Below are 26575 nucleotides of genomic sequence, written 5' to 3'. Positions count from 1 at the left end.
CCCGTGAGCACCCCCGACGCCACCACCACGCCTTCGCCCACCCCCGCTCGGGTCGCACCCGCGTCGACGAACGGCATCGCGCGCCGCTGGGGCTCACTCGGTCCCGTCGGACTGGTGCTCGCCGGTGGGATCTCGGTGCAGTTCGGCGGCGCCCTGGCGGTCACCCTGATGCCGCGGGCCGGTGCGCTCGGCGTGGTGGCGCTGCGGCTGCTGGTGGCGGCGGTGGTCCTGCTGCTGGTCTGCCGCCCGCGCCTGCGCGGTCACTCCCGTACCGACTGGGGCACGGTGATCGTCTTCGGCATCACGATGGCCGCGATGAACGGCCTCTTCTACCAGTCGGTCGCCCGTATCCCGCTGGGCCCGGCCGTCACGCTGGAAGTCCTCGGCCCCCTCGCCCTGTCCGTCCTGGCGTCACGCCGGGCGCTCAACCTGGTGTGGGCCGGGCTGGCCCTCGCCGGTGTCGTCCTGCTCAGCGGCGGCGGCTTCGGCGACCTCGACCCGGTGGGGGCGGCGTTCGCGCTGGGCGCGGGCGCGATGTGGGCGGCGTACATCGTCTTCAGCGCCCGTACGGGCCGCCGCTTCCCGCAGGCCGACGGACTCGCCCTGGCGATGGCGGTGGGGGCCCTGCTGTTCCTGCCGCTGGGCATCGCCGAGTCCGGGGCGAAACTCGTCGACCCGGTGACGCTCGGCCTGGGCGCGTCGGTGGCGCTTCTCTCCTCCGTCCTCCCCTACACCCTCGAACTCCTCGCACTGCGCCGCCTGCCCGCTCCCACCTTCGCCATCATGATGAGCCTGGAACCGGCCCTCGCGGCGACGGCCGGCTTCCTCGTCCTCGACCAGGCCCTCACCGCCATGGAGGCCGCCGCGGTCGCGCTCGTCATCGCGGCGAGCATGGGGGCGGTGCGGACGCAGGTGGGGCGGGGGAGCACGAAGGGGGCGGGTCGACCACTGATCACCGAGAGTAGCTACACGTAAGCAGCAGCAGCGATGGCTGTGGAAAACTAAATAATGCAAGCACGCTTGCTTGTTTCCTGGGCCGCTGCCATGCTCCTCCCCATGGCCGACCCGACGCCCGTGCTCGACGACCTGCGTGCGGAAAGCGACGAACTCGACCGGCTGGTGGCCGAGTCGAGCCCGGAGCGCTGGACGCTTCCGACCCCCGCCCCCGGCTGGACCATCGCCCACCAGATCGCGCACCTCGCCTGGACCGACCGCTCGGCGCTCCTCGCCGTCACGGACGAGGACGGTTTCCGAGACCTGGTCGAACAGGCCCTCGCCGCGCCCGACACCTTCGTCGACCAGGGTGCCGAGGAGGCCGCCCGACTCCCGCCCGCCGAACTGCTGTCGCGCTGGCGCGAGGGCCGCACCGCTCTGGACGAGGCGCTCCGCAAGGCCCCGCCGGGCGCCCGCTTCCCCTGGTACGGCCCCCCGATGTCGGCCGCCTCCCTCGCCACCGCCCGCCTCATGGAGACCTGGGCGCACGGGCTGGACGTGGCGGACGCCCTCGGTGTCACCCGCGCCCCCACCGACCGCATCCGCCACATCGCCTGGCTCGGCGTCCGCACCCGCGACTTCGCCTTCGGCGTGCACGGGCTCCCGGCCCCCACCGATCCCGTCCGGGTGGAACTCCGCAGCCCCTCCGGCGAGTTGTGGGTGTACGGCCCCGAAGACGCCCCGCAACGTCTCACCGGCCCCGCCCTCGACTTCTGCCTCCTGGTCACCCAGCGCGCCCACCGCGCCGACCTGGCCCTGCGCGCCGAGGGCCCGGACGCCGACCGCTGGCTGGACATCGCCCAGGCCTTCGCGGGCCCGCCCGGCACCGGCCGCCCGCCGAAGGGAGTCGTCGGATGATCCTCCGCATCGGCAACGCCTCCGGCTTCTACGGCGACCGCTTCGACGCCATGCGCGAGATGCTCACCGGCGGCGAACTGGACGTCCTGACCGGCGACTACCTCGCCGAGCTGACCATGCTCATCCTGGGCCGCGACCGACTCAAGGACCCGACCGCCGGATACGCCCGCACCTTCCTCCGCCAGCTCGAGGAATGCCTCGGCCTCGCCCACGAGCGCGGAGTCCGGATCGTCACCAACGCCGGCGGCCTCAACCCGGCCGGACTCGCCGACAACGTACGGGAGCTGGCCGACCACCTCGGCATCCCCGTACGCGTCGCGCACGTCGAGGGCGACGACCTCACCGCCCGGTACCCCGGAAGCCTCGCCGCCCACGCCTACCTCGGCGGCTTCGGCATCACGGCCTGCCTGCGCGAGGGCGCGGACATCGTGGTGACCGGGCGGGTGACGGACGCGGCCCTGGTCACCGGGCCCGCCGCCGCCCACTTCGGCTGGCAGCCGGGGGAGTACGACCGGCTCGCGGGTGCCGTCGTCACCGGGCATGTCCTGGAATGCGGCACGCAGGCCACCGGCGGGAACTACTCCTTCTTCCGCGACGGCGACGTCCACCGGCCCGGCTTCCCCCTCGCCGAGATCCACCCCGACGGCACCGCCGTCATCACCAAGCACCCCGGCACCGGCGGTTTCGTCGACGTCGGTACGGTGACCGCCCAGCTCCTGTACGAGACCGGCGGCGCGCGGTACGCGGGGCCCGACGTCACCGCCCGGCTGGACACCGTACGGCTGACGCAGGACGGACCGGACCGCGTCCGCATCGAGGGCGTCCGCGGAGAGGCGCCGCCCCCGACCCTCAAGGTCGGCCTGAACCGGCTCGGCGGCTTCCGCAACGAGGTCGTCTTCGTCCTCACGGGCCTCGACATCGAGGCGAAGGCCGCACTCGTGCGGGAGCAGATGGAGGCGGCCCTCGGCAAGGTCACCGAGGTGCGCTGGGAACTGGCCCGCACCGACCGGCCCGACGCGGACACCGAGGAGACCGCGAGCGCCCTGCTCCGGCTCGTCGTACGGGACCCGGAGCAGGATGCGGTCGGGCGGGCGCTGAGCGGGGCCGCCGTCGAGCTGGCGCTGGCCAGTTACCCCGGCTTCCATGTGCTGGCGCCACCTGGGAAGGGCGCGCCCTATGGGGTCTTCGAGGATGTGTACGTCCCCCATGGCGCCGTCGACCATGTGGCCGTCCTCAATGACGGGCGCCGGGTTCCTGTGGCCCCGGCCGCCGAGACCCTCGTACTCGACGACGTGCCCGAACCGCCCCTGCCGGAGCCCCTGCCGCCAGGGCCGACCCGCCGCGCCCCCCTCGGTCTCGTCGCCGGTGCCCGCAGCGGCGACAAGGGCGGCAACGCCAACGTGGGCGTGTGGGCCCGTACGGACGAGGCCTGGCGCTGGCTCGCGCACGAGCTGACGGTGGACCGCTTCCGCGAGCTGATCCCCGAGAGCCGCACCCTGCCGGTCACGCGGCACAGCCTCCCCGACCTCCGCGCCCTCAACTTCGTCGTCGAAGGCATCCTCGGCGCCGGCGTCGCCGCCCAGCACCGCTTCGACCCGCAGGCCAAGGCCCTCGGCGAATGGCTGCGCTCCCGCCACCTGGACATCCCGGAGGCCCTGCTGTGACCGTCCTGCCCTCCGCCCTGGACACCACCGGCCCCGACTACCGCGCCAACCGCGACGCGATGCTCGCCAAGCTCACCGACCTCGACGCCGAACACGCCAAGGCCCTCGCGGGCGGCGGTGAGAAGTACGTCGAACGGCACCGGCGGCGCGGCAAGCTCCTCGCCCGGGAGCGCATCGAGCTGCTCCTCGACCCCGACACACCGTTCCTGGAGCTGTCGCCGCTGGCCGCCTGGGGCAGCGAATACACGGTCGGAGCCTCCCTGGTGACCGGCATCGGGGTCGTCGAGGGCGTCGAGTGCCTGATCACCGCCAACGACCCGACCGTGCGCGGCGGCGCCAGCAACCCCTGGAGCCTGAAGAAGGCCCTGCGCGCCAACGACATCGCCCTCGCCAACCAGCTGCCCTGCATCAGCCTGGTCGAGTCCGGCGGCGCCGACCTGCCCTCACAGAAGGAGATCTTCATCCCGGGCGGCGCCATCTTCCGCGACCTCACCCGCCTCTCGGCCGCCGGCATCCCCACCGTTGCCGTGGTCTTCGGCAACTCGACCGCGGGCGGCGCGTACATCCCCGGCATGTCCGACCACGTGATCATGGTCAAGGAACGCGCGAAGGTGTTCCTCGGCGGCCCGCCGCTGGTGAAGATGGCCACCGGCGAGGAGAGCGACGACGAGTCCCTGGGCGGAGCCGACATGCACGCGCGCGTGTCGGGCCTCGCGGACTACTTCGCCGTCGACGAGCAGGACGCGCTCCGTCAGGCCCGGCGCGTGGTCGCCCGCCTCAACCACCGCAAGGCGTACGACGATCCGGGCCCGGCCGCACCCCCCAAGTACGACGAGGACGAACTCCTCGGCATCGTCCCCGGCGACCTGAAGACCCCCTTCGACCCGCGCGAGGTGATCGCCCGCATCGTCGACGCCTCCGACTTCGACGAGTTCAAGCCGCGCTACGGCACCAGCCTGGCCACCGGCTGGGCGACCCTGCACGGCTATCCCATAGGCGTGCTGGCCAACGCCCAAGGGGTCCTGTTCAGCGAGGAGTCCCAGAAGGCCGCCCAGTTCATCCAGCTCGCCAACCAGCGCGACATCCCCCTGCTCTTCCTGCACAACACCACCGGCTACATGGTCGGCAGCCAGTACGAGCAGGGCGGCATCATCAAACACGGCGCGATGATGATCAACGCGGTGAGCAATTCGAAGGTCCCCCACCTCTCCGTCCTCATGGGCGCGTCCTACGGCGCCGGCCACTACGGCATGTGCGGACGCGCCTACGACCCCCGCTTCCTCTTCGCCTGGCCCAGCGCCAAGTCCGCCGTCATGGGCCCGCAACAGCTCGCCGGCGTGCTCTCGATCGTGGCCCGCCAGTCGGCCGCCGCGAAGGGGCAGCCGTACGACGAGGAGGGCGACGCCGCGCTGAGGGCCATGGTCGAGCAGCAGATCGAGTCCGAGTCCCTGCCGATGTTCCTGTCCGGCCGCCTCTACGACGACGGCGTCATCGACCCCCGCGACACCCGCACCGTCCTCGGCCTGTGCCTGTCCGCCATCCACACGGCGCCCTACGAGGGCGTACGCGGCGGCTTCGGCGTCTTCCGGATGTGAGGTCCATGATTTCCACTCTGCTCGTCGCCAACCGGGGCGAGATCGCCTGCCGGATCTTCCGCACCTGCCGCGAGTTGGGAATCCGGACGGTCGCCGTGCACTCGGACGCCGACGAAAACGCCCTCCACGCGCGCGTGGCCGACACGGCCGTACGGCTGCCGGGCGCGGCGCCCGCCGACACGTATCTGCGCGGCGACCTGATCGTGAAGGCGGCCGTCGCGGCCGGCGCCGACGCCGTCCACCCCGGCTACGGCTTCCTCTCCGAGAACGCCGACTTCGCCCGAGCCGTACTCGACGCAGGTCTGGTGTGGATCGGCCCGCCCCCGCACGCCATCGAGGCGATGGCGTCCAAGACACGTGCCAAACAGCTGCTGGGGCTGGCGCCCTCGGGTGACGTCACCGCGGACGACCTGCCGGTGCTGGTCAAGGCGGCCGCGGGGGGCGGAGGGCGCGGAATGCGGATCGTGCGCCGGCTCGACGACCTGCCCGCCGCGCTGGAGGGCGCCCGCGCCGAGGCAGCGAGCGCCTTCGGCGACGGCGAGGTGTTCGTCGAGCCGTACGTGGAGAACGGCCGCCACGTCGAGGTGCAGATCCTCGCCGACACGCACGGCACGGTGTGGGTGCTCGGCACCCGCGACTGCTCCCTCCAGCGCCGCCACCAGAAGGTGATCGAGGAGGCACCGGCCCCCGGCCTCACCGACGAACTCACCCAGGAGCTGTACGACACCGCCGTACGCGCCGCCCGCGCCGTCGGCTACGCCGGCGCCGGCACCGTCGAGTTCCTGGTCGCCGACGGCAAGGCCCACTTCCTGGAGATGAACACCCGCCTCCAGGTCGAACACCCCGTCACGGAAGCTGTGTTCGACATCGACCTGGTCGTCCTCCAACTCCGCGTCGCCGAGGGTCACGCCCTCGAAAACCACCCCCCACGCGCGCGTGGCCACGCCGTAGAGGCCCGCCTCTACGCCGAGGACCCGGCCCGCGACTGGGCCCCCCAGACCGGCACCCTGCACCGCCTCACCACCCCCGAAGGCATCCGCCTGGACACCGGCTACACCGACGGCGACGACATCGGCATCCACTACGACCCCATGCTCGCCAAGGCAGTCGCCCACGCCCCCACGCGCGCGGAGGCCCTCCGCAAACTCGCCGGCGCCCTGGAACGAACCGTCATCCACGGCCCGACCACCAACCGCGACCTCCTGATCCGCTCCCTGCGGCACAAGGAGTTCACCACCGCCCGCATGGACACGGGCTTCTACGACCGCCACCTCCCCGACCTCACCGACCCCACCCCCGACCCGTACGCCCCCCTGGCCGCCGCCCTCGCCGACGCCCACGGCCGCTCCCGCTTCGCCGGCTGGCGCAACGTGCCCTCACAGCCGCAGATCAAGCGGTACCTGATGGCCGGCGAGGAACACGAGGCCCGCTACCGCCACACACGCGCAGGCGGCCTGACAGCCGACGGCGTACGGGTCGTGCACGCCGACGCCGCTCTCGTCGTACTCGAAGTGGACGGCGTACGAAGGAAGTTCGAGGTGGCGACGTACGGCGACCAGGTGTACGTGGGTTCCACCGCCCTCACAGCCCTCCCCCGCTTCCCCGACCCCACGGCCCAGCACGCCCCGGGCTCCCTCCTGGCCCCCATGCCCGGCACGGTCGTCCGCGTCGCCGAGGGCCTGTCCGTAGGAGCAGCTGTACGGGCCGGAGAGCCCCTGTTGTGGCTGGAGGCGATGAAGATGCAACACAAGATCTCGGCCCCGACCACGGGCACCCTCGTGGCCCTTCACGCCGCCCCGGGCGACCAAGTACAGGTCGGCGCACTACTGGCGGTAGTGCAGGAGACCTGAAAGGGCGCGGGGAACTGCGCGACCAGCCACAAACAACCCGCACCCGGAGGACGCACATGACCCCCACGATCGAACCCGAAGACCACAAGGCCCTACGAGCCGCAGTAGCCGCCCTCGGCAACCGCTACGGCCGCGAATACCTCACCACCGTCATCAAGGAAGGCCGCCACCCCCACGAACTCTGGTCAGAAGCCGGAAAACTCGGCTACTTGGGCGTCAACCTCCCCGAGGAGTACGGGGGCGGAGGCGGCGGCATCACAGAACTCTCCATAGTCCTCGAAGAGCTCGGCTCAGCCGGCTGCCCCCTCCTCATGCTCGTCGTCTCCCCCGCCATCTGCGGCACGGTCATCGCCCGCTTCGGCACCGACGACCAGAAACAACAATGGCTCCCCGGCATCGCCGAAGGCACCCGCACCATGGCCTTCGGCATCACCGAACCCGACGCCGGCTCCAACAGCCACCGCATCACCACCACGGCACGCAAAGACGGCCCCGACTGGCTCCTCACCGGCCGCAAAGTCTTCATCTCCGGCGTCGACACAGCCGACGCCACCCTCATAGTCGGCCGCACAGAAGACTCCCGCACCGGCCGCCTCAAGCCCTGCCTCTTCATCGTCCCGCGCGACGCGCCCGGCTTCACCCGGCACCCCATCGACATGGAACTGAACGCCGCGGAGAAGCAGTTCGAGCTGGTCCTGGACGACGTACGACTGCCCGCCGACGCACTCGTCGGCGACGAGGACGCCGGCCTGCTGCAACTCTTCGCCGGCCTCAACCCCGAACGCATCATGACGGCCGCCTTCGCGATCGGCATGGGCCGCTACGCCCTCGCGAAAGCCATCGAGTACGCCCGTGACCGCAGCGTCTGGAACACGCCCATCGGCGCCCACCAGGCCATCGCCCACCCCCTCGCCCAGGCGCACATCGACCTCGAACTGGCCCGCCTGATGATGCAGAAGGCGGCCCACCTGTACGACACCGGGGACGACATGGGCGCGGGAGAGGCCGCCAACATGGCCAAGTACGCGGCCGGGGAGGCCTGCGTGAAGGCCGTCGACCAGGCCGTGCACACCCTCGGCGGAAACGGCCTCACGCGCGAATTCGGGCTCGCATCGTTGATAACGGCCGCACGCGTGGCTCGTATAGCACCGGTGAGCCGGGAGATGATTCTCAACTACGTCTCCCACCAGACCCTGGGCCTGCCCAAGTCGTACTGATCCGGCACAGCGTTGTGCGAGGAGGAACCGATGTTCCGCAGCGAGTACGCAGACGTCCCACCCGTCGAACTGCCCATCCACGAGGCCGTGCTCGGCCGGGCCGCCGAGTTCGGTGACGCGCCCGCGCTCATCGACGGCACCGACGGCACCACCCTCTCCTACGAGCAGGTGGACCGCTTCCACCGGCGGATCGCCGCCGCGCTCGCCGAGGCCGGCGTCCGCAAGGGCGACGTCCTCGCCCTGCACAGCCCGAACACCATCGCCTTCCCGACCGCCTTCTACGCCGCCACGCGAGCGGGTGCCTCCGTCACGACCGTCCACCCGCTCGCTACGCCCGAGGAGTTCGCCAAGCAGCTCCGCGACTCGGCCGCCCGCTGGATCGTCACCGTCTCACCGCTGCTGGACACCGCGCGCCGGGCCGCCGAACTCGCAAGCGGCGTACGGGAGATCTTCGTCTGCGACAGCGCGCCCGGCCACCGCTCGCTGATCGACATGCTCGCGTCCACGGCACCCGAACCGCAGATCGACATCGACCCCGTGGCGGACGTCGCCGCCCTCCCGTACTCGTCTGGCACCACGGGCACCCCCAAGGGCGTGATGCTCACCCACCGCCAGATCGCCACCAACCTCGCCCAGCTCGAACCGGCCATCTCCGCCGGCCCCGGCGACCGCGTCCTCGCCGTCCTGCCCTTCTTCCACATCTACGGGCTGACAGCCCTGATGAACGCCCCCCTGAGGGTGGGCGCCACCGTCGTCGTCCTGCCCCGCTTCGACCTGGAACAGTTCCTCGCCGCCATCCAGAACCACCGCATCACCGGCCTGTACGTCGCCCCGCCCATAGTCCTCGCCCTCGCCAAACACCCGGCGGTCGCGCAGTACGACCTGTCGTCCCTGAAGTACGTCATCAGCGCCGCCGCCCCCCTGGACGCCAACCTCGCCGCCGCCTGCTCGCGCCGCCTGAACCTGCCGCCCGTCGGCCAGGCCTACGGCATGACGGAACTGTCCCCCGGCACGCACGTCGTCCCCCTCGACGCCATGCACGACGCCCCGCCCGGAACCGTCGGCCGCCTCATCGCCGGCACCGAGATGCGCATCGTCTCCCTCGACGACCCCGACAAGGACCTCGGCGTCGGCGAGGCCGGCGAGATCCTCATCCGCGGCCCTCAGGTCATGAAGGGCTACCTGGGCCACCCCGACGCCACCTCCGCGATGATCGACACCGACGGCTGGCTGCACACCGGCGACATCGGACACGTCGACGCAGACGGCTGGCTCTTCGTCGTCGACCGCGTCAAGGAACTCATCAAGTACAAGGGCTTCCAGGTGGCCCCCGCCGAACTCGAAGCCCTGCTCCTCACCCACCCGGGCATCGCCGACGCCGCCGTCATCGGCGTCTACAACGAGGACGGAAACGAAATCCCGCGCGCGTACGTGGTCCGCCAGCCGTCCGCACCCGACCTCTCCGAAGGAGAGGTCATGATGTACGTCGCCGAACGCGTCGCCCCCTACAAACGTGTCCGTCAGGTCACCTTCATCGACGCCGTGCCCCGCGCCGCCTCCGGCAAGATCCTGCGCCGGCAGCTCCGGGAGACCACGTGACACTGATCGGCCGCACCCGCACGCGGGGAGTCGAGACCCTCACCCTCGACTCCCCGGCCAACCGCAACGCCCTCTCGGCAGCGCTCGTCGACGAACTCGCCGACACCCTCACCGACTGCGGCAAGGACAGCGACATCCGCGCCGTCGTCCTCACCCACACCGGCACCACCTTCTGCGCCGGTGCCGACCTGCGCGACCCGCCCCACCCCGACACACTGGTCGGCCTGCTCCGGCAGATCGTGGAACTGCCCAAACCCGTCGTCGCCCGAGTCACCGGACACGTACGAGCGGGCGGACTCGGTCTGCTCGCCGCCTGCGACATCGCCGCCGCGTCCGACGCGGCCACCTTCGCGTTCACCGAGGTACGGATCGGCGTCGCCCCCGCCGTCATCTCCCTCACCCTCCTGCCCCGCACCGACCCCCGCGCCCTCGCCCGCCACTACCTCACCGGCGAACGCTTCGACGCCACCGAGGCCGCCCGCATCGGCCTGCTGACAGCGACCGGCAACGACGTGGACGACGTACTGGCCCCCGTCCTGGACGGCCTGCGCAAAGCAGCCCCCCAGGCCCTGACCGAGACGAAACGCCTGCTCACAGCTAGGGTGCTGGAGACATTCGACCGGGACGCGGCCCACCTGACCGCACTCTCGGCCCGCATGTTCGCCTCCGCCGACGCCCGCGAAGGCATGACAGCCTTCCTCGAACGACGGGATCCCCCATGGGTGCTGTGAACTCGGTCAACACCATCACCACGGTGACCACCGCCGACCGCGCCGACCGCGCTCCCAAGCAGGACCGCAGCCGCGCCACCAGGCAACGGCTCCTGGAAGCCGCCGTCGCCTGCCTCGCCGAACACGGCTGGGCCGGCTCCACCGTCGCCGTCGTCGCCGAACGCGCCGGAGTCTCCCGCGGCGCCGCCCAACACCACTTCCCCACCCGCGAGGACCTCTTCACCGCCGCCGTCGAATACGTCGCAGAGGAACGCTCCCTCGCCCTGCGCGCCCTGTTCCCCCAAGGCGCCGCCGGCGACCGCCGCGCCGTCGTCGCAGCCCTCGTCGACCTCTACACAGGGCCGCTGTTCCGCGCCGCCCTCCACCTCTGGGTCGCCGCCTCCAACGAGGACCAGCTGCGCCCCCGCGTCACCGAACTCGAAGCCCGCGTCGGCCGCGAAACCCACCGCATAGCCGTGGACCTCCTCGCCGCCGACGAATCCCGCCCCGGCGTCCGCGAAACCGTCCAGGGCCTCCTCGACATGGCCCGCGGCCTGGGCCTGGCCAACCTCCTCACCGACGACGCCCAGCGCCGCGAAGGCGTGGTGACCCAGTGGGCGACACTCCTGGACGACGCACTGAGCCCTGCAACGGACTGAGCCCCGTCACGCCCTGAGCCCGTCACGGACTGAGCCGCTCCACCCGCCAGCTGCCGTCCGCCTGCGCCACATACCGCAACCGGTCGTGCAACCGGTTCTCCCGCCCCTGCCAGAACTCCACCGCCTGCGCGGCCACCCGGAAACCACCCCAGTGCGGCGGCACCGGCACCTGCTCACCGTCCGGATAGCGGGCCGCCAGCTCGGCGTACGCGGCCTCGAGATCCGCACGGGTCGCGATCACCGAGGACTGCGCACTCGCCCACGCCCCGAGCTGCGACCCATGCGGCCGGGTACGGAAATACGCCGCCGTCTCGTCCCGCCCGGTACGCCGCGCAATGCCGGTGACGATCACCTGCCGGGCCATCGGATACCACGGAAAGAGCAGCGAGACGTACGGGTTCTCGGCAAGGTCGCGGGCCTTGCGGGAGTCGTAGTTCGTGTAGAAGACGAAACCGGTCTCGTCGAAGTGCTTCAGCAGCACCGTACGAGAACTGGGCCGCCCCTCCGCGTCGGCCGTGGAGACGACCATGGCGTTCGGCTCGAAGATGTGGCCCTCCGTCGCGGCCTGCCTGAACCAGCGCGCGAACTGCTCGAAGGGCGTTGCGGCCAGATCGGTCTCGGCGAGACCCTCGGCCCGGTAGTGCTTGCGCATGGCGGCAGGATCGGGGTGCGCGGCGGGAACGGTGGCTTCGTCGGTCACGCGATCATCTTGCCGTATGCACGGCGGGCGGTGGCCTTCGTCACTGACTGGCACTGAGTGCCGCAAACTCTCCCCAAGGGTGGCACTCGGAGATATCGTGCTGAGAGGCCGCCCCGGTTGGGTGACCGCCAGCCGGGCATCACCCCAGTGACCGCCCAGGACCGCGAGTCATCGCAAGCCACGCACACGACCGCGGATCCACCGGGCGATCACCACACCCGCACCAGCTCATGGTCGCCGCACCAGCACCACCCACACGCTGAAGACCGCCCCCTCACCATCCCCAAAGTCCCACCACCCCCACCAGCCCCAAAGCTCAACCCTTCACAACCACAACACCACCCGTCCCACACATCACGAGGAGCCGCCTGATGTCCGACTTCGTACCCGGGCTCGAGGGAGTCGTCGCGTTCGAGACGGAGATCGCCGAACCCGACAAGGAGGGCGGCGCCCTCAGGTACCGCGGCGTCGACATCGAGGACCTGGTCGGTCACGTCTCGTTCGGCAACGTCTGGGGCCTGCTCGTCGGCGGCGCCTTCAACCCCGGCCTGCCGCCCGCCGAGCCCTTCCCCATCCCCGTCCACTCCGGCGACATCCGCGTCGACGTCCAGTCGGCACTCGCCATGCTCGCCCCCGTCTGGGGCCTGAAACCCCTCCTCGACATCGACGCCGAACAGGCCCGCGAGGACCTGGCACGAGCCGCCGTCATGGCCCTCTCCTACGTCGCCCAGTCCGCCCGCGGCCAGGGCCTGCCCATGGTCCCGCAGAGCGAGATCGACAAGGCCCACTCCGTCGTCGAACGCTTCATGATCCGCTGGCGCGGCGAGCCCGACCCCAAGCACGTGGCGGCGGTCGACGCCTACTGGACATCGGCAGCCGAACACGGCATGAACGCCTCCACCTTCACCGCACGCGTGATCGCCTCCACCGGCGCCGACGTGGCCGCGGCCCTCTCCGGCGCCGTAGGAGCCATGTCCGGCCCGCTGCACGGCGGCGCCCCCTCCCGCGTCCTCGGCATGATCGAGGAGATCGAGCGCACCGGCGACGCCGAGGCATACGTCAAGCAGGCCCTCGACAAGGGCGAACGCCTCATGGGCTTCGGCCACCGCGTCTACCGCGCCGAGGACCCACGCGCCCGAGTCCTCCGCCGCACGGCCCGCGAGCTGGGCGCTCCCCGCTACGAGGTCGCGGAGGCCCTCGAGAAAGCAGCCCTCGAAGAACTCCACAACCGCCGCCCGGACCGCGTCCTGGCCACCAACGTGGAGTTCTGGGCGGCCATCGTCCTGGACTTCGCCGAGGTCCCCGCGCACATGTTCACCTCGATGTTCACCTGCGCCCGCACGGCCGGCTGGTCCGCCCACATCCTCGAACAGAAGCGCACCGGCCGCCTGGTCCGCCCCTCCGCCCGCTACATCGGCCCGGGTCCCCGCGACCCGCGCGCGATCGAGGGCTACGCGGACATCGCCCACTGACCCCGTCCGGGGCGCTTGAAAACGCAGACGACCCGCGAGTCTGGTTCCTCCAGCGGAGGAGCCGGCCGGACGTACCGGCGACTCGCGGGTCGGGTGACTGCGTTGGATTAGGCCGGCTGCACGTAGCTCGCACGTGCCGGTCCGGCACCGCACTGGGTGTGGTGGCGGGCCGCTAGCCCGCAGCCACCTCGCGCGTCCGGGTTTCATACATGTACCGGATCACCTCCTTTCGTACGTGGGCAACACACTACGAACCGGTCGATCGCCAATCAACCGAATTTCCGAGATGTTGACGGCGCTGGCTCGGGGCGGATGCTGTAGCCGTATCCGTCGCCCCGCTGGAGGAGCCGCAGATTCCAGTGGGAGACGTTGATCCGGCCCGACGGCGTTGCGAGGCTGTGCTGGCCCCTGGCGCGGACCGAGATCCGGCCGGTCCACGTGCCTGCCCACTTGCCTGAGGGCACGACCGCCCGTACGAGGTCGCCGGTGACATACCTGAAGTGCTGCTTGGTGCGGGACCGCCGCAGGCGGGGGAAGCCGTAGCGGTCGGGAGTGGTGCGGGCGTAGGAGCCCCGTCCTGTGGCCTTGGCAACCAGGACCTGTTTGGGGAACCGTACGATCCGGTCGCCGCTCTCGTGATCAAGAGGCCCGATGGACAGAGCGTCCATGGTGTGGGTCTTGGCGAGGCCCATGGCGCTGCGGTTGGCCTTGGTGAGCCTTCCCGACCAGGTGTGTACGGGTCTGCCGAGCGTGCTGAGTGCTTCGGTGAGCTGCGAGCCGGTCGCGTTCATGGCAGCGGCGTCACCGAGCGGTGCTTTGATCTGTTGGCGGATCTTGGCGAGGCGGTCGGGTCGGTCGGCCAGGAAGACCTCCACGGCTTTGCTGCCCTTGGTCTGGTTGCAGGGGACGCAGGCGAGGACCAGGTTGGATATCCGGCTGGAACCTCCCCGGCTGCGAGGCCTGACGTGCTCGATGTTCAGGGACACGCCGGTGGCACCGCAGTATGCGCAGGCGTTATTCCATTTGGCTTGCAGGTACGCGCGAGCGTTGGTTCCGGCGAGGGGGCCTTGCTGGTACTCGGTTCCTCTGAGCGGCTTGCCCGCGCTCATGGAGTGGGTGTCGAAGGAGACCCGTTCGAGGTGGATTTCGGTGACGGGTGCGTATCGGCACAGGCGGCTGGCGATGGAGAGGGTGGTGTCGACGCGGTGGCGTACAGAGAGTGGCAGCCATCCTGCTGGGTGGACGCGGTTGTGTGAGCGGGGTGATCGGTAGCGGCAGTTGGCCGAGCGCCTGCGCCGTCGGTATCCGGCACGTTGCTGCATGCAGGCGCGGATCTGGTCGCTGCGGTGCTGGAGTTCGACCGAGATCAGTCCGCGTCGGATGGTGGCGATGGCGCCGTCTTCGCCGGTCTCCTTTTTCTCGTCCGTGAGGGCGAGGCCTGTGCCCTTGGAGCCAGGGTCGATGCGTAACTGCACGCCGTCGACTTCCGACTCGGCGCGTGTGCGGTCCTTCAATCGGATGGTGAAGGGCACTTGCCGGGCGACTACGGCCCGGCCCTTGCGCAGCAGTTCGCGGGCGCGGGCGGGATGGCAGGGCATGAGGGGCTGCCCGTCCTTGGAGAGTACGAAGACTCTGCTCGCGCCCATGCCGCCTTCATACGACTGGTCGTGCGGGGGAGCGTCACCGCTCCCGATCTCTGCCGCGTTCGCCGCCGTGGCGGCGCTCTTGGCGTGACGCCGACGGGCTCGGGTGCCTTGCCCGCCGGTCTCCCCTCGCCCATGTTCCCTGCCGGTGCCCCGTACGGTGGCGGGGTGTCCGTGAGCCGTTTCGTCCCTGCTCCCAGGGGTGTCTGCTCCCACGGATTCCAGAGCAGGCTGCTGAGGAAGCACAGCCTGGTGGGTCTGCTCGCCTGCAGAAAACGTAGTCATCGGGCGCACCTCCCTGATCCTCAGGATCGTGATGACTGGGGCTGGTCACTCGACGACCTTGCGGCCGAGGAGCGAGTGACCTCCCTTCTCGTGTGTGAAGGCGACGCTAGTGACCAAGATCTCCCTGAGGGCTCGATCTGCTGGAAGTCGCCTCTTCGTGCGAATTCGCCGGATTCCTCGAATCTGTGGCCGATCTTGCTGCTACTGAGTTTGGGTAGCCGGGTGGCTCTTAGACGTCAACCCTGACGATCGTCAAGATCGGGGGTTGCCGATGGGCTCGGGTTTCGGGGCTGTCCCCGCTTCTACGTTCGGCCCATGGAACGAGAACAGCGAGAGATGACCCGGGCCGGTCGGTTATTGACCACAGTCGGGATGCTGGGTGTCGCGGCGGGTGTGGTTGCCTGGCTTTCCCCGGGTGGGCTGGGCGAGGCCGACACGGTTGAGGTTACGGGCGGAGCATCGGTGTCTGTGTACCGTTCGGTGACCAGGACGGTGGCGGACGCGCCGTCGTGGCTGGACGCGGTCCTGGAAGCAGCAGGTGAGGGCACTCTGGTGATCCTCGGGGTGTTGCTGGCATGGATGTGGTGGAGCGGGATCCGCCGGCACGACGCACGCGGGGCTGCCGGAACCGTGTTGACCGGCGTCGGCACCGTGGCGGCGTATGCAGTCAGCGAAGCGGTGAAGCTGGTGGTGGACGAGGAGCGGCCTTGCCGTGCGCTGCGTTCAGGGGTCGACGTGATTGCGGAATGCCCTCGTGCAGGGGACTGGTCGTTCCCGAGCAATCACGCCACCTTGGCCGTCGGACTGGCTGTCGGGCTGGCCTTGTTGTGGCCGCGCCTCGCTGTGGTCACGCTGCCGCTGGCCGGGGTGGCGGCGCTGTTGCGCGTCCTCGTGGGGGTGCACTACCCGCACGATGTGCTGGCCGGTGCGATTCTCGGCGGCGCGGTGGTGGCGGCCGTGCTGCTCGTGTTCTTGCCACTTGCTGAGCTGCTGGTGTCACGGTTGGGGAGGCGCTGGCGGAGCTACGATCCCGGCCTCGTGAGCCACGACCGCAGCAGCAGCTCGGTTGTCCACGCCGAGACGCGCCAGGATGGAACTCACATGGGCTTTGACCGTCCCTTCCACCACGTGCAGCCGTCGGGCGATCTGCCCGTTGGACAGTCCGCTGCCGAGGAAGGCGAGTACTTCCCGTTCCCGAGCAGTGAGGGAGTGGACCCGGTCGCGGGCAGCGGAGCGCCGGCCGGCGAGGGTGCCCGCGCCGGTCGCCGCGAGGTGCGCGACGACTCGGGCCGCGACTTTCGGTGACAGGTAGGCGGCTCCCTCGGCCACGGCCCGGACTCCCGCGATCAGTTCCTCGGGCTCGCCCGACTTGATCAGGAAGCCGGCTGCGCCACCGCCGAGAGCCTGGAGGATGTAGTCGTCCTCACCGAACGTCGTCAGCATGATGACGCTTGTGGCCGGCGCTGTTCTGCGGATTTCGGCCACCGCCTCTATGCCGTTGATCCCCGGCATGCGGATGTCGAGTACGGCCACCGTGGGGCGGTGGCGCCGAACCAGTTCCACGGCGTCGTGCCCGTCGACGGCCTCGGCGACGACGTCGATGTCCGGATCGGTGGAAAGAACGGCCCGCACTCCCGCACGGATCATCGCTTCGTCGTCGGCGATCAGCACCCGGATCATCGGACGCTCATGGGGTGAGGGCGTCCAGGGACACCAGTGTGCTGTCCCGGAAGCAGAGCCGGTAGGCGTCTCCGGAACGATCGTCGAAGCGGTCGGCCGTCATGGCGTAGTACTCGCACGTCGTGCCGTGTCCTCTCGGTTCCGGAGCCAGGGGGCGGTGGCTCGTCTGGCGGTTGGGCAGGAGACGCTCCAGCTCGGAGCGATCCTGCCCCACGCGCAGGCGGGCGTAGTCGCCCGGCTCCAGGACCGACTGCGACGCCGTCAGCATCTCCCACCCCGTGAGCGCTCCGCTCAGCAAGGCGCCTGTCAACAGGGGCAGCATGACCGTGGCAAGCAGGGCCCGGCGGACGCGGCGCCGGGCACGGCGATGTCCTGGCAGCAGTTCGCTGCCTGGTGGTGAGGTCGGGGGTGTGGTGGGTGGGGGGAGCTGTGATGGGGGAGTGCGCGGAATGCGTGCGAGGACCGCGAAGCCTCCCTCGCTCGGACCGTACTCGAAAGAGCCGCCGGCCAACCGCACCCGTTCGTCGAGGCCGATGAGGCCACGTCCTCCGCCCGGCGGTTGGATAGTGGCCGTGCTGGAGGGCGGGCCGTTCTCCACTACGACCTTTGTCTCTGTGGGCGTATGTGTCACGTGGATGGTCGCCTTTGCTCCGGGCGCGTGCTTGGCGATGTTGGTCAGTGCCTCCTGTACAACGCGGTGAGCAGCCCGTTCGGCCACCGTGGGGAGACCGTCGGCCTCGCCGTCGACGTGCAGTTCGACCATGAGCCCGGACGCGGACGCCTCGGCGGTCAGATGCGCGAGACCGGACCCGGACGGCCGTGTCGGCGCGTCTTCGGTCTCCTCGCGCAGGACACCGATCACCTCTCCGAGCCGTTCCACCGCAGCCGCAGCTCTCGCTCTGATGTCTCCTGCGGCCTGTCGATGGTGTTCGTCGAGCCCAGGCGCGAGTTTCAGGGCACCGGCCGACAGCGCGATCAGGCTGAGGTCATGACCGAGCACGTCATGCATGTCCTGAGCGATGCGGGCCCGCTCGCGCAGCCGGGCCTCGTCGGCGACCAGCCGCTGCTCACGCTGCAATTGCTCGGCCCGCTCCCAACCGGCCCGGACGAGCTCCTGGTACTGCCGCCAGAACCGGCCTGCGAACCAGGGAAGCATCGTGGCGACCACAACCACCGCCACAAACCGGCTCCCCCGCGGCAGCCAGCCAGGTACGACGGACAGCGCCACCACACCGACCGAGACAAGCGCGCCCAGAGCGAGCATCGTCGAACGGGTCCGTCCGGGCCGCCGTCCCGCCAGAAATGCGGCGACCGCAGCGGGGACAGCCCACCACAGGTTCACCATGCTCAGACCGGCGAACGTCACCGCGGCCGCGGTCAGAAGGCTCCCCGGATCCGGAGCCCCTCGGGAAACAGGCGCCCCACCTTTGATCACCGTACTGTCCACGGAGGCGACGGTACGGACATCGGAGGCCGCTCGACACTGCCGAAAGTCCAATCCGTGAGGCTGAGAGTGATCGTCGACTGTGAGACGTATCCCTCCATGGCGACGTAGCGTTCCGTGCATGACAAAGCGGCGGGTGGTGCTCAGTGGGTCGGTGTTCGAGGAGCGGATCGGGTATGCCCGGGCCGTGGTCGACGGGGACTGGGTGCATGTGTCGGGGACGACCGGGTTCGACTACGCGAGCATGACCATCTCGGACGATGTGGTGGAGCAGGCCGAGCAGTGTCTGCGGAACATAGGTGCCGCGTTGGCGGAGGCGGGGTGCACGTTCGCCGATGTGGTGCGGGTGCGGTATCTGCTGCCCGAGCGGGAGGAATTCGAGCCGTGCTGGCCGGTGCTGCGCCGGTGTTTCGGGGAGGTGCGGCCGGCGGCCACGATGATGGTGTGCGGGCTCGCGGATCCTCGTATGAAGATCGAGATCGAGGTGTGTGCGCGGCGGGGGCCGGTCTCCGGGGTGCGGATCGAGGCCGTCGAGGGCGAGGCCATGCTCGAGGAGTGGCGGCATGTGCACAACGTGATCGTGCCGCCGGCCGCGCTCTCTCTCGATGAGGTGCGGGAGCGCAGTGGGCGCTATCGGCTGGAGAACGCGTACGTCGGTGATGTGCTCGTGGGGTGTTCGACCGTGCGGCCGCCGGAGGGGGAGACGGGGGTGGTGACCGTGATCGCGCGGGTGCTGCCCGAGTGGCGGGGGCGGGGGATCGGGACGTTGCTCTACGAGAACGGGCTGGCGCACGCGCGCGTCCTGGGTGCCGATGCGGTCGAGACGTGCGTGCTGGCGGTCAATGAGGACGGGTTGCGGTTCGCGGGGGCTCGTGGGTTCGTCGAGGTCGAGCGGTATGTGCTGGACGGTGAGCGGGACGAGTGGGTCGATCTTCGACTGTCGGTCACCGGGTGTTAGCGGTGGGTTGTCGTCCGGTTTCCGCCGCACAACGATTCCTGCAATCTTGCGGGAACCAGGTGTGGGCTGCATCACGTTCGAGTTGAATGATTGCAAGTGAGCGAAGCGACGTGCCGTACGTGCGGACGCAGCCTGCAGGGGGTCCAGGTGAGTGCTTCCCGGCGTAGTGGGACCACGGACGAACTGGGACCGGACGAGCCCGGGCCGGACGGCCCGGACGGCCCGGAGGGTTCGGGTGGTTCGGATCTGCTTGCCGCCCTGCTGGACGGCATGGATGCGGCGCTGTGCGCTTTCGACGCCGACGGGGTCGTGACGCACTGGAACCGTGAGGCCGAGCGGATTCTCGGGTGGTCGGCGGAGGAGGCCGTCGGGCGGCAGGGCTTCGCCGGGTGGGCGGTGCGCAGCGCCGACGCCGAGGAGGTCGAGGGGCGGCTGATGTCCGCCATGGACGCGCCCGGCCGTCAGGTGCACGAGTTCGCGCTGCTGACGAAGGACGGCGGGCGGGTGCTCGTCCGGACGCAGTCCGCGGCCGTCCGCGGGCCGGACGGGAAGCCCGCGGGGGTGTACTGCGCGTTCAGTGAGGTGCACGCGCAGATCGACCTGGAGCGGTCCATCGCGCTGAGCGAGGCCCTGTTCGAGGATGCGAGCTGGGGTGTGGTCCTCGTCGACGCCGATCTGCGGCCGGCGGTGGTGAACGCGCATGCGGCCCGCGCGCTGGGCACGGGGCGTACGTCCGTGCTGGGGCGGCCGCTCGGTGAGTTGCTCGCGCAGGGTGTGGAGGAGTTGGAGAGTGCCTTCACGCACGTCCTGGCGGAGGGTGCGCCGCCGGCGCCGGCCGAGATCTGGGTGAGCGTGCGCACGCCGGAGGGCGACAAGCGGCGCTGCTGGCGCAGTGGGTTTCTGCGGCTGGCCTCGCCGCTCGCGGAGGAGCCGGTGCCGCTCGGGGTGGGTTGGCTGTTCCAGGACGTGACGGAGGCGAAGCAGGGTGAGCAGGAGGCGGCGCTGCTGCGGTTCCGCAGCAATCAGCTGCACCGGGCGGTCCGTGCGGCCGCCGAGTGTGAGGACCCGGCGGAGGCGGCGACCGTCCATCTCGATTTCGCGCTGGCCGGTTTCGCCGACCATGCGTTGATCGACCGGGTGGCGGGCGGTGCGCTGTCCGACACGGAGCCCGCGGGGCAGGTGCGGCTGGTGCGGGTGGCCGCCACGCCGTCGGGTGCGCCGGGGCCGAGTCTGCCGGCCGGTGCGGCGGGGTTGCCGGTGCGGTATGCCGAGGGGCATCCGGCGTTGCAGTGTGTGGAGCGGATCGGCACGGTGCGGGCCAGTGTCGGCAGTGTGGCGGCCGAGCAGGCGCGCGCGTGGGCGGTGTCCCGGCAGTGGCCGGCCGATGCGGTGCACGCGTTGTGCGCGGTGTTGCGCAGCCGGGCGCGGACGCTGGGTGTCGTGACGTTCCTGCGGGGGAGCGGGCGGAGCGCGTTCGAGCGGTCGGACACGGCGTACGCCGAGGATGTAGCTGTACGGATCGCGACGGCGCTGGACCTGGCGGGGCTGCTGCCGCCGGACGACAGGCCCTAGTGCTGTCCTAGTGCTGGTAGAAGATCCGGTCCCCGTACTGCTCCAGCACGCGGGCGTTCCAGTCGTGGCCGCCGTCGACGTTGCCGGAGCGCAGCAGTGGGGGTTCGATGCCGCGGTCGGCGAGGGTGCCGGCTGCCGTGGCCATGACGGCCTGGAGGAGGGCGGTGGTCACGACGGTGGAGGCGGGGGCGAAGGGGGCGGGGACGGTGTCGAGGGTGAGTTCGGCGTCGCCGACCGCGATCTTCGAGTCCAGCACGATGTCGCAGTGGTCCTTCAGGTAGGTGCCGGACGCGTGGCGGGACGTCGTCCGGGCGGTGTAGGCCACGGAGGTCACGCCGATGACCTTCGCGCCGAGGGTGCGGGCGTGCATGGCCATCTCCACGGGGAGGGCGTTGCGGCCGGACAGGGAGATGATCACCAGGGCGTCACCGGCGCGGAGCGGGGAGGAGTCGAGGACGGCGGTGGCGAGGCCGTCGACGCGCTCGAGGGCGGAGCCGAGGGTGGCGGGCATGACGTCGACGCCGACGACTCCGGGTACGGCCAGTAGGTTCATCAGGGCGAGTCCGCCGGCTCGGTAGACGATGTCCTGGGCGGCGAGGGAGGAGTGCCCGGCGCCGAAGGCGAAGAGGCGGCCGCCGGCGGCGACGGTGTCGGCGAGGAGCGTGCCGGCGGCCGCGATCGGCTCGGCCTCCTCGTCGCGGATGCGGTGCAGCAGGCCGATCGCGGCGTCGAGGTACTGGTCGGCCAGCTTGCTGTCGCCCATGCGAGCTCCTTCGCTGCGCTGCTGTGCGTGCCGGTGTCGCGGATCACGGTGCGGTCTGGACCAGTGGGATGTCAATACGGGGGTGACGGCGGCGTCGACGGTGTGCTCACGGCCGTCGCATACCAGCATGTAACCGTCTGGTTTGAACGGCGCGGCACGGTTGTCGGTGGTATCCGGCAGAATTGAAGCCAGGGCCAGCGCACGCGCCGGAGAGCCGTCGAGCCTTCGGCAGATCTCATCGAGGGGCACGTATGTCCGGACTGATCGACACCACGGAGATGTATCTCCGCACCATCCTCGAGCTCGAGGAGGAAGGCGTGGTCCCCATGCGCGCCCGGATCGCCGAGCGGCTCGACCAGAGCGGGCCGACGGTGAGCCAGACGGTGGCGCGGATGGAGCGTGACGGTCTGGTGTCCGTGGCCAGCGACCGGCACCTGGAGCTCACCGACGAGGGCCGCCGGCTGGCGACTCGCGTGATGCGCAAGCACCGGCTTGCCGAGTGTCTGCTCGTCGACGTGATCGGCCTGGAGTGGGAGCAGGTGCACGCGGAGGCCTGTCGCTGGGAGCACGTGATGAGCGAGGCGGTGGAGCGGCGGGTGCTCGAGCTGCTGCGCCACCCCACCGAGTCGCCGTACGGCAACCCGATCCCGGGCCTGGAGGAGCTGGGCGAGAAGGACGGCGCCGACCCGTTCCTGGACGAGGGGATGGTGTCGCTGGCCGACCTCGACCCGGGCGTGGAGGGCAAGACCGTGGTCGTCCGCCGGATCGGTGAGCCGATCCAGACGGACGCGCAGCTGATGTACACGCTGCGCCGGGCGGGTGTGCAGCCCGGTTCGGTGGTGAGCGTGACGGAGTCGGCCGGCGGTGTGCTGGTGGGCAGCGGCGGCGAGGCTGCCGAACTGGAGTCGGACGTCGCCTCCCACGTCTTCGTCGCCAAGCGCTGAGCGGCAACCGTTCAACTACCGGGAATTTGCGGGGAGTTGGGTCCTCGCGCCGTCGATCTCGTCGAATCCGGGTCTCCCTGTGCCGAATTGCAGCGCACGGGCGTTCCGCGTGCGAGGCTGTCGCGTGAGGCATATGACCGGGCGTATGGCCGGAGGGGGCGGGTGGATGTGCCGGAGTCGAGTGGAGAGCCCCGGCGCCGTGCGGCGCCGGGGCCTGTCCTCCCCTGTGCTGACCCGGAGCCCCGAGCTCTCAGGGTCATTCCTCACGGACCGGTTTCCCCGAGCGGTCCGCCCCCCGCAGAACATCTCCCCTCGACGGCGGGGATCATTCCTTGAGCGGCGTCACTCGAAGGAGGGGTGTTGCTCGCAGAAAGCCCGTTCTCGAAAAGCTATTCGATAGTCTTCGGGTGCGGGTGAAGCCCATGGGGGGATGGGCGGCGCGAGCCGCGAGGAGTGCGGTAGTACAAGCAGTACCGGTAGGACAGGCAGGCACGGGCGGTACCTACGACGGCAGGCAGGCCGAGCGAAGCTTGGGGGGTGCCAGCATCAATGGCGCGACGCATCGACGTGACCGGGGCGGGCGGCGTACGACTCGCGGCCTGGGAGTTCGGCGACCCGCCCAAAGCGGACCCGGACCGGGCCAGGGCGGACCTCGATCCGGCCGGGGCCGATCCCGATCCGGCACCGTCCGACGGCGACCCCTCACCAGGAGTGCTCTTACTCCACGGACTGATGGCCCGCGCCTCGCACTGGGCCTCCACCGCCCGCTGGCTCTCCGAACGTCACCGCGCCGTCGCACTCGACCAGCGCGGCCACGGCCAGAGCGACAAGTCCCCGCAGGTCTCCTTCACCCGTGAGGCGTACGTGGACGACGCCGAGGCCGCGCTCGAACAGCTCGGTCTCACCCCGGCCGTCCTCATCGGCCACGCCATGGGCGCCCTGACCGCCTGGCAGCTGGCCGCAAAACGCCCCGACCTGGTGCGCGGGCTGATCATCTGCGACATGCGGGCCTCCGCGCTGGGCGCGGCCTCGCAGCGTGAGTGGGCCGCCTGGTTCAAGGCCTGGCCCGTGCCCTTCGCCACCCTCGCCGACGTCCGCAAGTGGTTCGGCGAGGACGACCCTTGGGTGGAGCGGCCGAACCCGGCCCGCGGCGAGTTCTACGCCGAGGTGATGCACGAGTCGCCCGACGGCTGGCGGCCCGTCTTCGAACCCGACCAGATGCTGAAGTCCCGCGAGACCTGGGTCTACGACGCGCACTGGGAGGAACTCGCCCAGGTCCAGTGCCCCGCCCTGGTCGTCCGCGGCCTCGACGGCGAACTCGGCCGGGCCGAGGCGCAGGAAATGGTCCGCGTCCTGCCCCGCGGCGAGTACGCGGAGGTGGCCGACGCCGGCCACCTCGTGCACTACGACCAGCCGGACGCATGGCGCGCAGCGATCGAGCCGTTCCTGGACGACGTACTCGGCACCTGACGCGCACGGTGCTCGCCAGGGGGTGCCCGGCGTCGGGCACCCCCGGTCCGTCACCCCTTGCTGACCGCCGTCAGGATCTCCGGCAGCCGTTCTGCCGTACGCGGCGCCGCCAGGCGTAGCCCCAGATACGCGATCGCCGCACCGTAGGCGGTGCCCACCGGCAGCAGCAGCCGGCTCCACGCGTCCCCGCCCGCGCTGGTGTTGATCCAGATCGTCACGGCGATGACAGGGGCGCACAGCAGGGCCGCGGCCACCATCCCGCCGAAGATCGCGATCCAGGCGAGCCCGGCCTGCCCGGGGGCGACGTTCTTGTAGCCCTCCTGCGGGATGGAGTACGGGAAGCGCGCCGACGTCCAGGCGCCGGTCGCCAGCATCGCGCCGAGCAGGGCGAAGGACAGCCCCAGCACCTCGGGCAGCCGGGCCCAGTCGCCGAGCATCGCCGTCGTCAGGACGGTGACGAGCGCGGCGTACGGAAGCGTGATCACCAGCAGGGCGAGGGCCCGCGCGCGCAGTTCGACGTAGGCGTCACGCGTCGAGGAGATGGTCATCGCCACCATCCAGAACGCGGACGTGTCCTGGCCGAACTGGTTGTACATCTGGATGCCGAGCATGCCGGCGGCGAAGCAGGCGAAGTAGATGGAGCCGGTGCCCTGCAACGCGTTGAACACCGGCACGATCAGCCCGATGGCCAGCGAGGTCACCCAGGCCGCCTTGGTCTTGGGGTCGCGCCACACATAGCGCAGGCTGCGCTCCATGGCGGTGCCGGTGCGTCCGGCGGGCAGCAGCCGGGCGAGGCCCGTCGACGGCCGGTCGCGGACGGTGGCGTCGCCGGCGGCCTGGAGGGTGGACCCGTCCGGTGAGGTCATCAGCCGGGTCAGATGCTGCGCCCACATCGCCAGCAGTGCCACCAACGCCACGACGGACAGCGCGAGTTGGGCTGCCGCGATCCCGTACGAGCCCTCGCTGACCGCGTCCACCGCCCCGATCGCCGAGGCGGGCGGTACCCAGCGCAGCACGTCGGCTGCCGGGGCGAGCTGTCCGAGCCCGGACGAACCCAGGCGCTGCGCCCCGAAGTTGACGACCTGCGCCCCGACCGCGATGACCAGCCCGCTCAGCACCGCCAGATCGCGGCCCTTGCGGCTGGTCAGCAGCCGGATGTTGGCGGTGGCGACGGCCCGCGCGAGGGCCACGCACACCAGCAGCGCCAGCCCGACGGCGACCACACCGACGATGTACGCCGCCGCCCCCCGCGCCACGGCGATCACTGAACCGGCGAACAGGCACACCGTGAACAGCGGCCCGATCCCCACCAGCGAGGCCGCCAGCAGCGCCCGCACCAGCGGCCGGGGCCGCAGCGGCAGCATCACCAGCCGGGTCGGGTCGAGGGTCTCGTCGCCGCCCGGGAAGAACAGCGGCATCACCGCCCAGCCCAGCGCCAGCACCACCACCAGCAGGACGACCACGGCGTCGGCGTGCGCGTTGCCGCGCAGCAGGACCAGACCGAGCAGTTGCAGCGCGGCGAAGAGCAGCGTGACGACCGCCGAAGCGATGTAGGCGGCGCGCCGGCCGGCGGACTGCCGGAGCCCGTTGCGCAGCAGGGACAGTTTCAGCTGGACCAGAGTGCCGGTGACGGTGCTCATCGCGCGCCGCCGCCGAGCCAGTCGAGGTCGGAGCCGGCATCGCGAACGCCCGCGCCGACGAGTTCGAGGAAGGCCTGCTGGAGGGTGGCGGCATCGCCGCGGACCTCGGCGAGCGGCCCGTGGGCACGGATCCGCCCGGCGGCCATGACAGCCACCCAGTCGCACAGCGACTCCACGAGCTCCATCACATGCGAGGAGAAGACGACGGTGGCGCCGGAGGCCGTGTACCGCTCCAGCACGCCCCGGATGGTCTGCGCGGACACCGGGTCGACGCCCTCGAACGGCTCGTCGAGGAAGAGCACTTCGGGATTGTGCAGCAGCGCGGACGCCAGCCCGATCTTCTTGCGCATACCGGTCGAGTAGTCGACGACCAGCTTGTGCTGGGCGCCCGCCAGGTCGAGGACGTCCAGCAGCTGGGTGGCCCGCTTGTCGACCTCGGCGCCGGGCAGCCCGCGCAGCCGGCCCGTGTACGCCAGGAGTTCCCGCCCCGACAGCCGCTCGAACAGCCGCAGCCCCTCGGGCAGCACCCCGATCCGGGCCTTCACCTCCACCGGGTCCCGCCACACGTCGTGCCCCACGACCTCGACGCTCCCCTGATCGGGCCGCAGCAGCCCGGTCACCATCGACAGCGTGGTGGTCTTTCCGGCCCCGTTGGGCCCGACAAGCCCGATGAACCGTCCCGCAGGCAGCTCCAGATCGATCCCCCCGACAGCAACCTGCTCCCCGAACCGCTTCCAAAGCCCCCGCACCCGCACGGCGGCCGTCCCCGTCTTTGCTCCCTCGGTCATGCAGAAACCCTACGGCGGACCAACGCCCCAAGGGGCGCGGGGCTCTGCCGATATGCGGCTCCGCCGCGTGG

Annotated in this window: 21 protein-coding genes and 1 pseudogene; 15 read left to right on the top strand and 7 right to left on the bottom strand. The window is 70.8% G+C overall.

Features of this window, described 5'->3' with window-relative positions; all coding sequences use genetic code 11:
• Positions 1-3: 3 nt before the first annotated feature.
• From ACFVJQ_RS17895 to ACFVJQ_RS17855, 9 genes are all read left to right on the top strand, one after another.
• Positions 4-975 carry a DMT family transporter gene (locus tag ACFVJQ_RS17895; protein ID WP_385784917.1) on the top strand — a complete coding sequence of 324 codons (972 nt, stop codon included), beginning with the start codon at positions 4-6 and terminating at the stop codon, positions 973-975.
• An 81-nt stretch (positions 976-1056) separates the two neighbouring features.
• Complete coding sequence (locus tag ACFVJQ_RS17890) at positions 1057-1851, top strand: TIGR03084 family metal-binding protein (protein WP_385511058.1); 795 nt, start codon at positions 1057-1059, stop codon at positions 1849-1851.
• Positions 1848-3515, top strand: coding sequence for an acyclic terpene utilization AtuA family protein (locus ACFVJQ_RS17885; RefSeq protein ID WP_385784914.1), 1668 nt, complete (start codon positions 1848-1850; stop codon positions 3513-3515). The genes ACFVJQ_RS17890 and ACFVJQ_RS17885 overlap by 4 nt, the downstream gene beginning before the upstream one ends.
• Positions 3512-5110 (top strand): acyl-CoA carboxylase subunit beta, encoded by a 1599-nt coding sequence (locus ACFVJQ_RS17880; protein ID WP_385784911.1) that lies wholly within the window; start codon positions 3512-3514, stop codon positions 5108-5110. Before ACFVJQ_RS17885 ends, ACFVJQ_RS17880 begins: the two co-directional genes overlap by 4 nt.
• Positions 5111-5115: 5 nt before the next feature.
• Complete coding sequence (locus ACFVJQ_RS17875) at positions 5116-6960, top strand: biotin carboxylase N-terminal domain-containing protein (RefSeq protein ID WP_385784908.1); 1845 nt, start codon at positions 5116-5118, stop codon at positions 6958-6960.
• A 56-nt stretch (positions 6961-7016) separates the two neighbouring features.
• Positions 7017-8177 (top strand): acyl-CoA dehydrogenase family protein, encoded by a 1161-nt coding sequence (locus tag ACFVJQ_RS17870; RefSeq protein WP_385784905.1) that lies wholly within the window; start codon positions 7017-7019, stop codon positions 8175-8177.
• Positions 8178-8207: 30 nt separating this feature from the next.
• Positions 8208-9776 carry a 4-coumarate--CoA ligase family protein gene (locus tag ACFVJQ_RS17865; RefSeq protein ID WP_385784902.1) on the top strand — a complete coding sequence of 523 codons (1569 nt, stop codon included), beginning with the start codon at positions 8208-8210 and terminating at the stop codon, positions 9774-9776.
• Positions 9773-10507 carry an enoyl-CoA hydratase family protein gene (locus ACFVJQ_RS17860; protein WP_385784899.1) on the top strand — a complete coding sequence of 245 codons (735 nt, stop codon included), beginning with the start codon at positions 9773-9775 and terminating at the stop codon, positions 10505-10507. Before ACFVJQ_RS17865 ends, ACFVJQ_RS17860 begins: the two co-directional genes overlap by 4 nt.
• The gene (locus tag ACFVJQ_RS17855) at positions 10495-11145 is read left to right on the top strand and encodes a TetR/AcrR family transcriptional regulator (protein WP_385511050.1); all 651 of its coding nucleotides are present in this window, start codon (positions 10495-10497) and stop codon (positions 11143-11145) included. The genes ACFVJQ_RS17860 and ACFVJQ_RS17855 overlap by 13 nt, the downstream gene beginning before the upstream one ends.
• 22 nt (positions 11146-11167) lie before the next feature.
• Here ACFVJQ_RS17855 and pdxH read toward each other — a convergent pair whose 3' ends face one another.
• Positions 11168-11797: a pyridoxamine 5'-phosphate oxidase gene (gene pdxH, locus ACFVJQ_RS17850; protein WP_385511267.1), complete on the bottom strand. Its 630-nt coding sequence runs from the start codon at positions 11795-11797 to the stop codon at positions 11168-11170.
• 419 nt (positions 11798-12216) lie between these two features.
• Between pdxH and ACFVJQ_RS17845 the strand changes: the two genes are divergently transcribed.
• The gene (locus tag ACFVJQ_RS17845; protein ID WP_385784896.1) at positions 12217-13317 is read left to right on the top strand and encodes a citrate synthase 2; all 1101 of its coding nucleotides are present in this window, start codon (positions 12217-12219) and stop codon (positions 13315-13317) included.
• Between the two features lie 269 nt (positions 13318-13586).
• On the opposite strand, the gene iscB is transcribed toward ACFVJQ_RS17845, so the two are convergent.
• Positions 13587-14963 carry an RNA-guided endonuclease IscB gene (gene iscB / locus ACFVJQ_RS17840; protein WP_385511048.1) on the bottom strand — a complete coding sequence of 459 codons (1377 nt, stop codon included), beginning with the start codon at positions 14961-14963 and terminating at the stop codon, positions 13587-13589.
• A gap of 597 nt (positions 14964-15560) precedes the next feature.
• On the opposite strand from iscB, the pseudogene ACFVJQ_RS17835 reads away from it, so the two are divergent.
• Positions 15561-16202 (top strand): annotated as a pseudogene (locus ACFVJQ_RS17835) (phosphatase PAP2 family protein); the annotation flags it as partial.
• A gap of 39 nt (positions 16203-16241) precedes the next feature.
• Here ACFVJQ_RS17835 and ACFVJQ_RS17830 read toward each other — a convergent pair.
• Both ACFVJQ_RS17830 and ACFVJQ_RS17825 read right to left on the bottom strand, forming a co-directional pair.
• Complete coding sequence (locus tag ACFVJQ_RS17830) at positions 16242-16925, bottom strand: response regulator (RefSeq protein WP_385511046.1); 684 nt, start codon at positions 16923-16925, stop codon at positions 16242-16244.
• A 7-nt stretch (positions 16926-16932) separates the two neighbouring features.
• Complete coding sequence (locus ACFVJQ_RS17825) at positions 16933-18270, bottom strand: sensor histidine kinase (RefSeq protein WP_385785124.1); 1338 nt, start codon at positions 18268-18270, stop codon at positions 16933-16935.
• Positions 18271-18490: 220 nt separating this feature from the next.
• Here ACFVJQ_RS17825 and ACFVJQ_RS17820 point away from each other — a divergent pair, with 220 nt between their 5' ends.
• Both ACFVJQ_RS17820 and ACFVJQ_RS17815 read left to right on the top strand, forming a co-directional pair.
• The gene (locus tag ACFVJQ_RS17820) at positions 18491-19327 is read left to right on the top strand and encodes a GNAT family N-acetyltransferase (RefSeq protein WP_385784893.1); all 837 of its coding nucleotides are present in this window, start codon (positions 18491-18493) and stop codon (positions 19325-19327) included.
• A 147-nt stretch (positions 19328-19474) separates the two neighbouring features.
• Entirely contained in the window at positions 19475-20899 is a 1425-nt protein-coding gene (locus ACFVJQ_RS17815; RefSeq protein WP_385784890.1) for a PAS domain-containing protein, read from the top strand.
• A gap of 7 nt (positions 20900-20906) precedes the next feature.
• Here the strand turns inward: ACFVJQ_RS17815 and ACFVJQ_RS17810 are convergent, their stop codons facing one another.
• Positions 20907-21662 (bottom strand): SIS domain-containing protein, encoded by a 756-nt coding sequence (locus ACFVJQ_RS17810; RefSeq protein WP_385784886.1) that lies wholly within the window; start codon positions 21660-21662, stop codon positions 20907-20909.
• A gap of 251 nt (positions 21663-21913) precedes the next feature.
• Here ACFVJQ_RS17810 and ACFVJQ_RS17805 point away from each other — a divergent pair, with 251 nt between their 5' ends.
• Positions 21914-22606 (top strand): metal-dependent transcriptional regulator, encoded by a 693-nt coding sequence (locus tag ACFVJQ_RS17805; RefSeq protein WP_129796318.1) that lies wholly within the window; start codon positions 21914-21916, stop codon positions 22604-22606.
• 549 nt (positions 22607-23155) lie between these two features.
• A complete protein-coding gene (locus tag ACFVJQ_RS17800) occupies positions 23156-24076 on the top strand; it encodes an alpha/beta fold hydrolase (protein WP_129796319.1) in 921 nt (306 codons plus the stop codon).
• A 50-nt stretch (positions 24077-24126) separates the two neighbouring features.
• Here the strand turns inward: ACFVJQ_RS17800 and ACFVJQ_RS17795 are convergent, their stop codons facing one another.
• On the bottom strand, positions 24127-25716 hold the full coding sequence (locus ACFVJQ_RS17795; protein WP_385784881.1) for a transporter: 1590 nt from the start codon (positions 25714-25716) through the stop codon (positions 24127-24129).
• On the bottom strand, positions 25713-26504 hold the full coding sequence (locus ACFVJQ_RS17790; protein ID WP_385511037.1) for an ABC transporter ATP-binding protein: 792 nt from the start codon (positions 26502-26504) through the stop codon (positions 25713-25715). Before ACFVJQ_RS17790 ends, ACFVJQ_RS17795 begins: the two co-directional genes overlap by 4 nt.
• Between the last annotated feature and the right edge of the window lie 71 nt (positions 26505-26575).

The sequence above is a fragment of the Streptomyces sp. NPDC127197 genome, from assembly GCF_042672405.1.
GTDB lineage: Bacteria > Actinomycetota > Actinomycetes > Streptomycetales > Streptomycetaceae > Streptomyces > Streptomyces flavusporus.
The sequence above is the reverse complement of the archived record's forward strand: the minus strand, read 5'-3'. Positions and strand labels throughout refer to the sequence as shown.

Excerpts from the sequence above, each read along its gene's own strand:
- ACFVJQ_RS17890 (WP_385511058.1), top strand. The coding sequence starts at position 1,057 with ATGGCCGACCCGACGCCCGTGCTCGACGACCTGCGTGCGGAAAGCGAC.
- ACFVJQ_RS17885 (WP_385784914.1), top strand. The coding sequence starts at position 1,848 with ATGATCCTCCGCATCGGCAACGCCTCCGGCTTCTACGGCGACCGCTTC.
- ACFVJQ_RS17875 (WP_385784908.1), top strand. The coding sequence starts at position 5,116 with ATGATTTCCACTCTGCTCGTCGCCAACCGGGGCGAGATCGCCTGCCGG.
- ACFVJQ_RS17870 (WP_385784905.1), top strand. The coding sequence starts at position 7,017 with ATGACCCCCACGATCGAACCCGAAGACCACAAGGCCCTACGAGCCGCA.
- ACFVJQ_RS17865 (WP_385784902.1), top strand. The coding sequence starts at position 8,208 with ATGTTCCGCAGCGAGTACGCAGACGTCCCACCCGTCGAACTGCCCATC.
- ACFVJQ_RS17855 (WP_385511050.1), top strand. The coding sequence starts at position 10,495 with ATGGGTGCTGTGAACTCGGTCAACACCATCACCACGGTGACCACCGCC.
- pdxH (WP_385511267.1), bottom strand. The coding sequence starts at position 11,797 with ATGCGCAAGCACTACCGGGCCGAGGGTCTCGCCGAGACCGATCTGGCC.
- ACFVJQ_RS17845 (WP_385784896.1), top strand. The coding sequence starts at position 12,217 with ATGTCCGACTTCGTACCCGGGCTCGAGGGAGTCGTCGCGTTCGAGACG.
- iscB (WP_385511048.1), bottom strand. The coding sequence starts at position 14,963 with ATGGGCGCGAGCAGAGTCTTCGTACTCTCCAAGGACGGGCAGCCCCTC.
- ACFVJQ_RS17830 (WP_385511046.1), bottom strand. The coding sequence starts at position 16,925 with ATGATCCGGGTGCTGATCGCCGACGACGAAGCGATGATCCGTGCGGGA.
- ACFVJQ_RS17825 (WP_385785124.1), bottom strand. The coding sequence starts at position 18,270 with ATGGTGAACCTGTGGTGGGCTGTCCCCGCTGCGGTCGCCGCATTTCTG.
- ACFVJQ_RS17820 (WP_385784893.1), top strand. The coding sequence starts at position 18,491 with ATGACAAAGCGGCGGGTGGTGCTCAGTGGGTCGGTGTTCGAGGAGCGG.
- ACFVJQ_RS17810 (WP_385784886.1), bottom strand. The coding sequence starts at position 21,662 with ATGGGCGACAGCAAGCTGGCCGACCAGTACCTCGACGCCGCGATCGGC.
- ACFVJQ_RS17805 (WP_129796318.1), top strand. The coding sequence starts at position 21,914 with ATGTCCGGACTGATCGACACCACGGAGATGTATCTCCGCACCATCCTC.
- ACFVJQ_RS17800 (WP_129796319.1), top strand. The coding sequence starts at position 23,156 with ATGGCGCGACGCATCGACGTGACCGGGGCGGGCGGCGTACGACTCGCG.
- ACFVJQ_RS17795 (WP_385784881.1), bottom strand. The coding sequence starts at position 25,716 with ATGAGCACCGTCACCGGCACTCTGGTCCAGCTGAAACTGTCCCTGCTG.
- ACFVJQ_RS17790 (WP_385511037.1), bottom strand. The coding sequence starts at position 26,504 with ATGACCGAGGGAGCAAAGACGGGGACGGCCGCCGTGCGGGTGCGGGGG.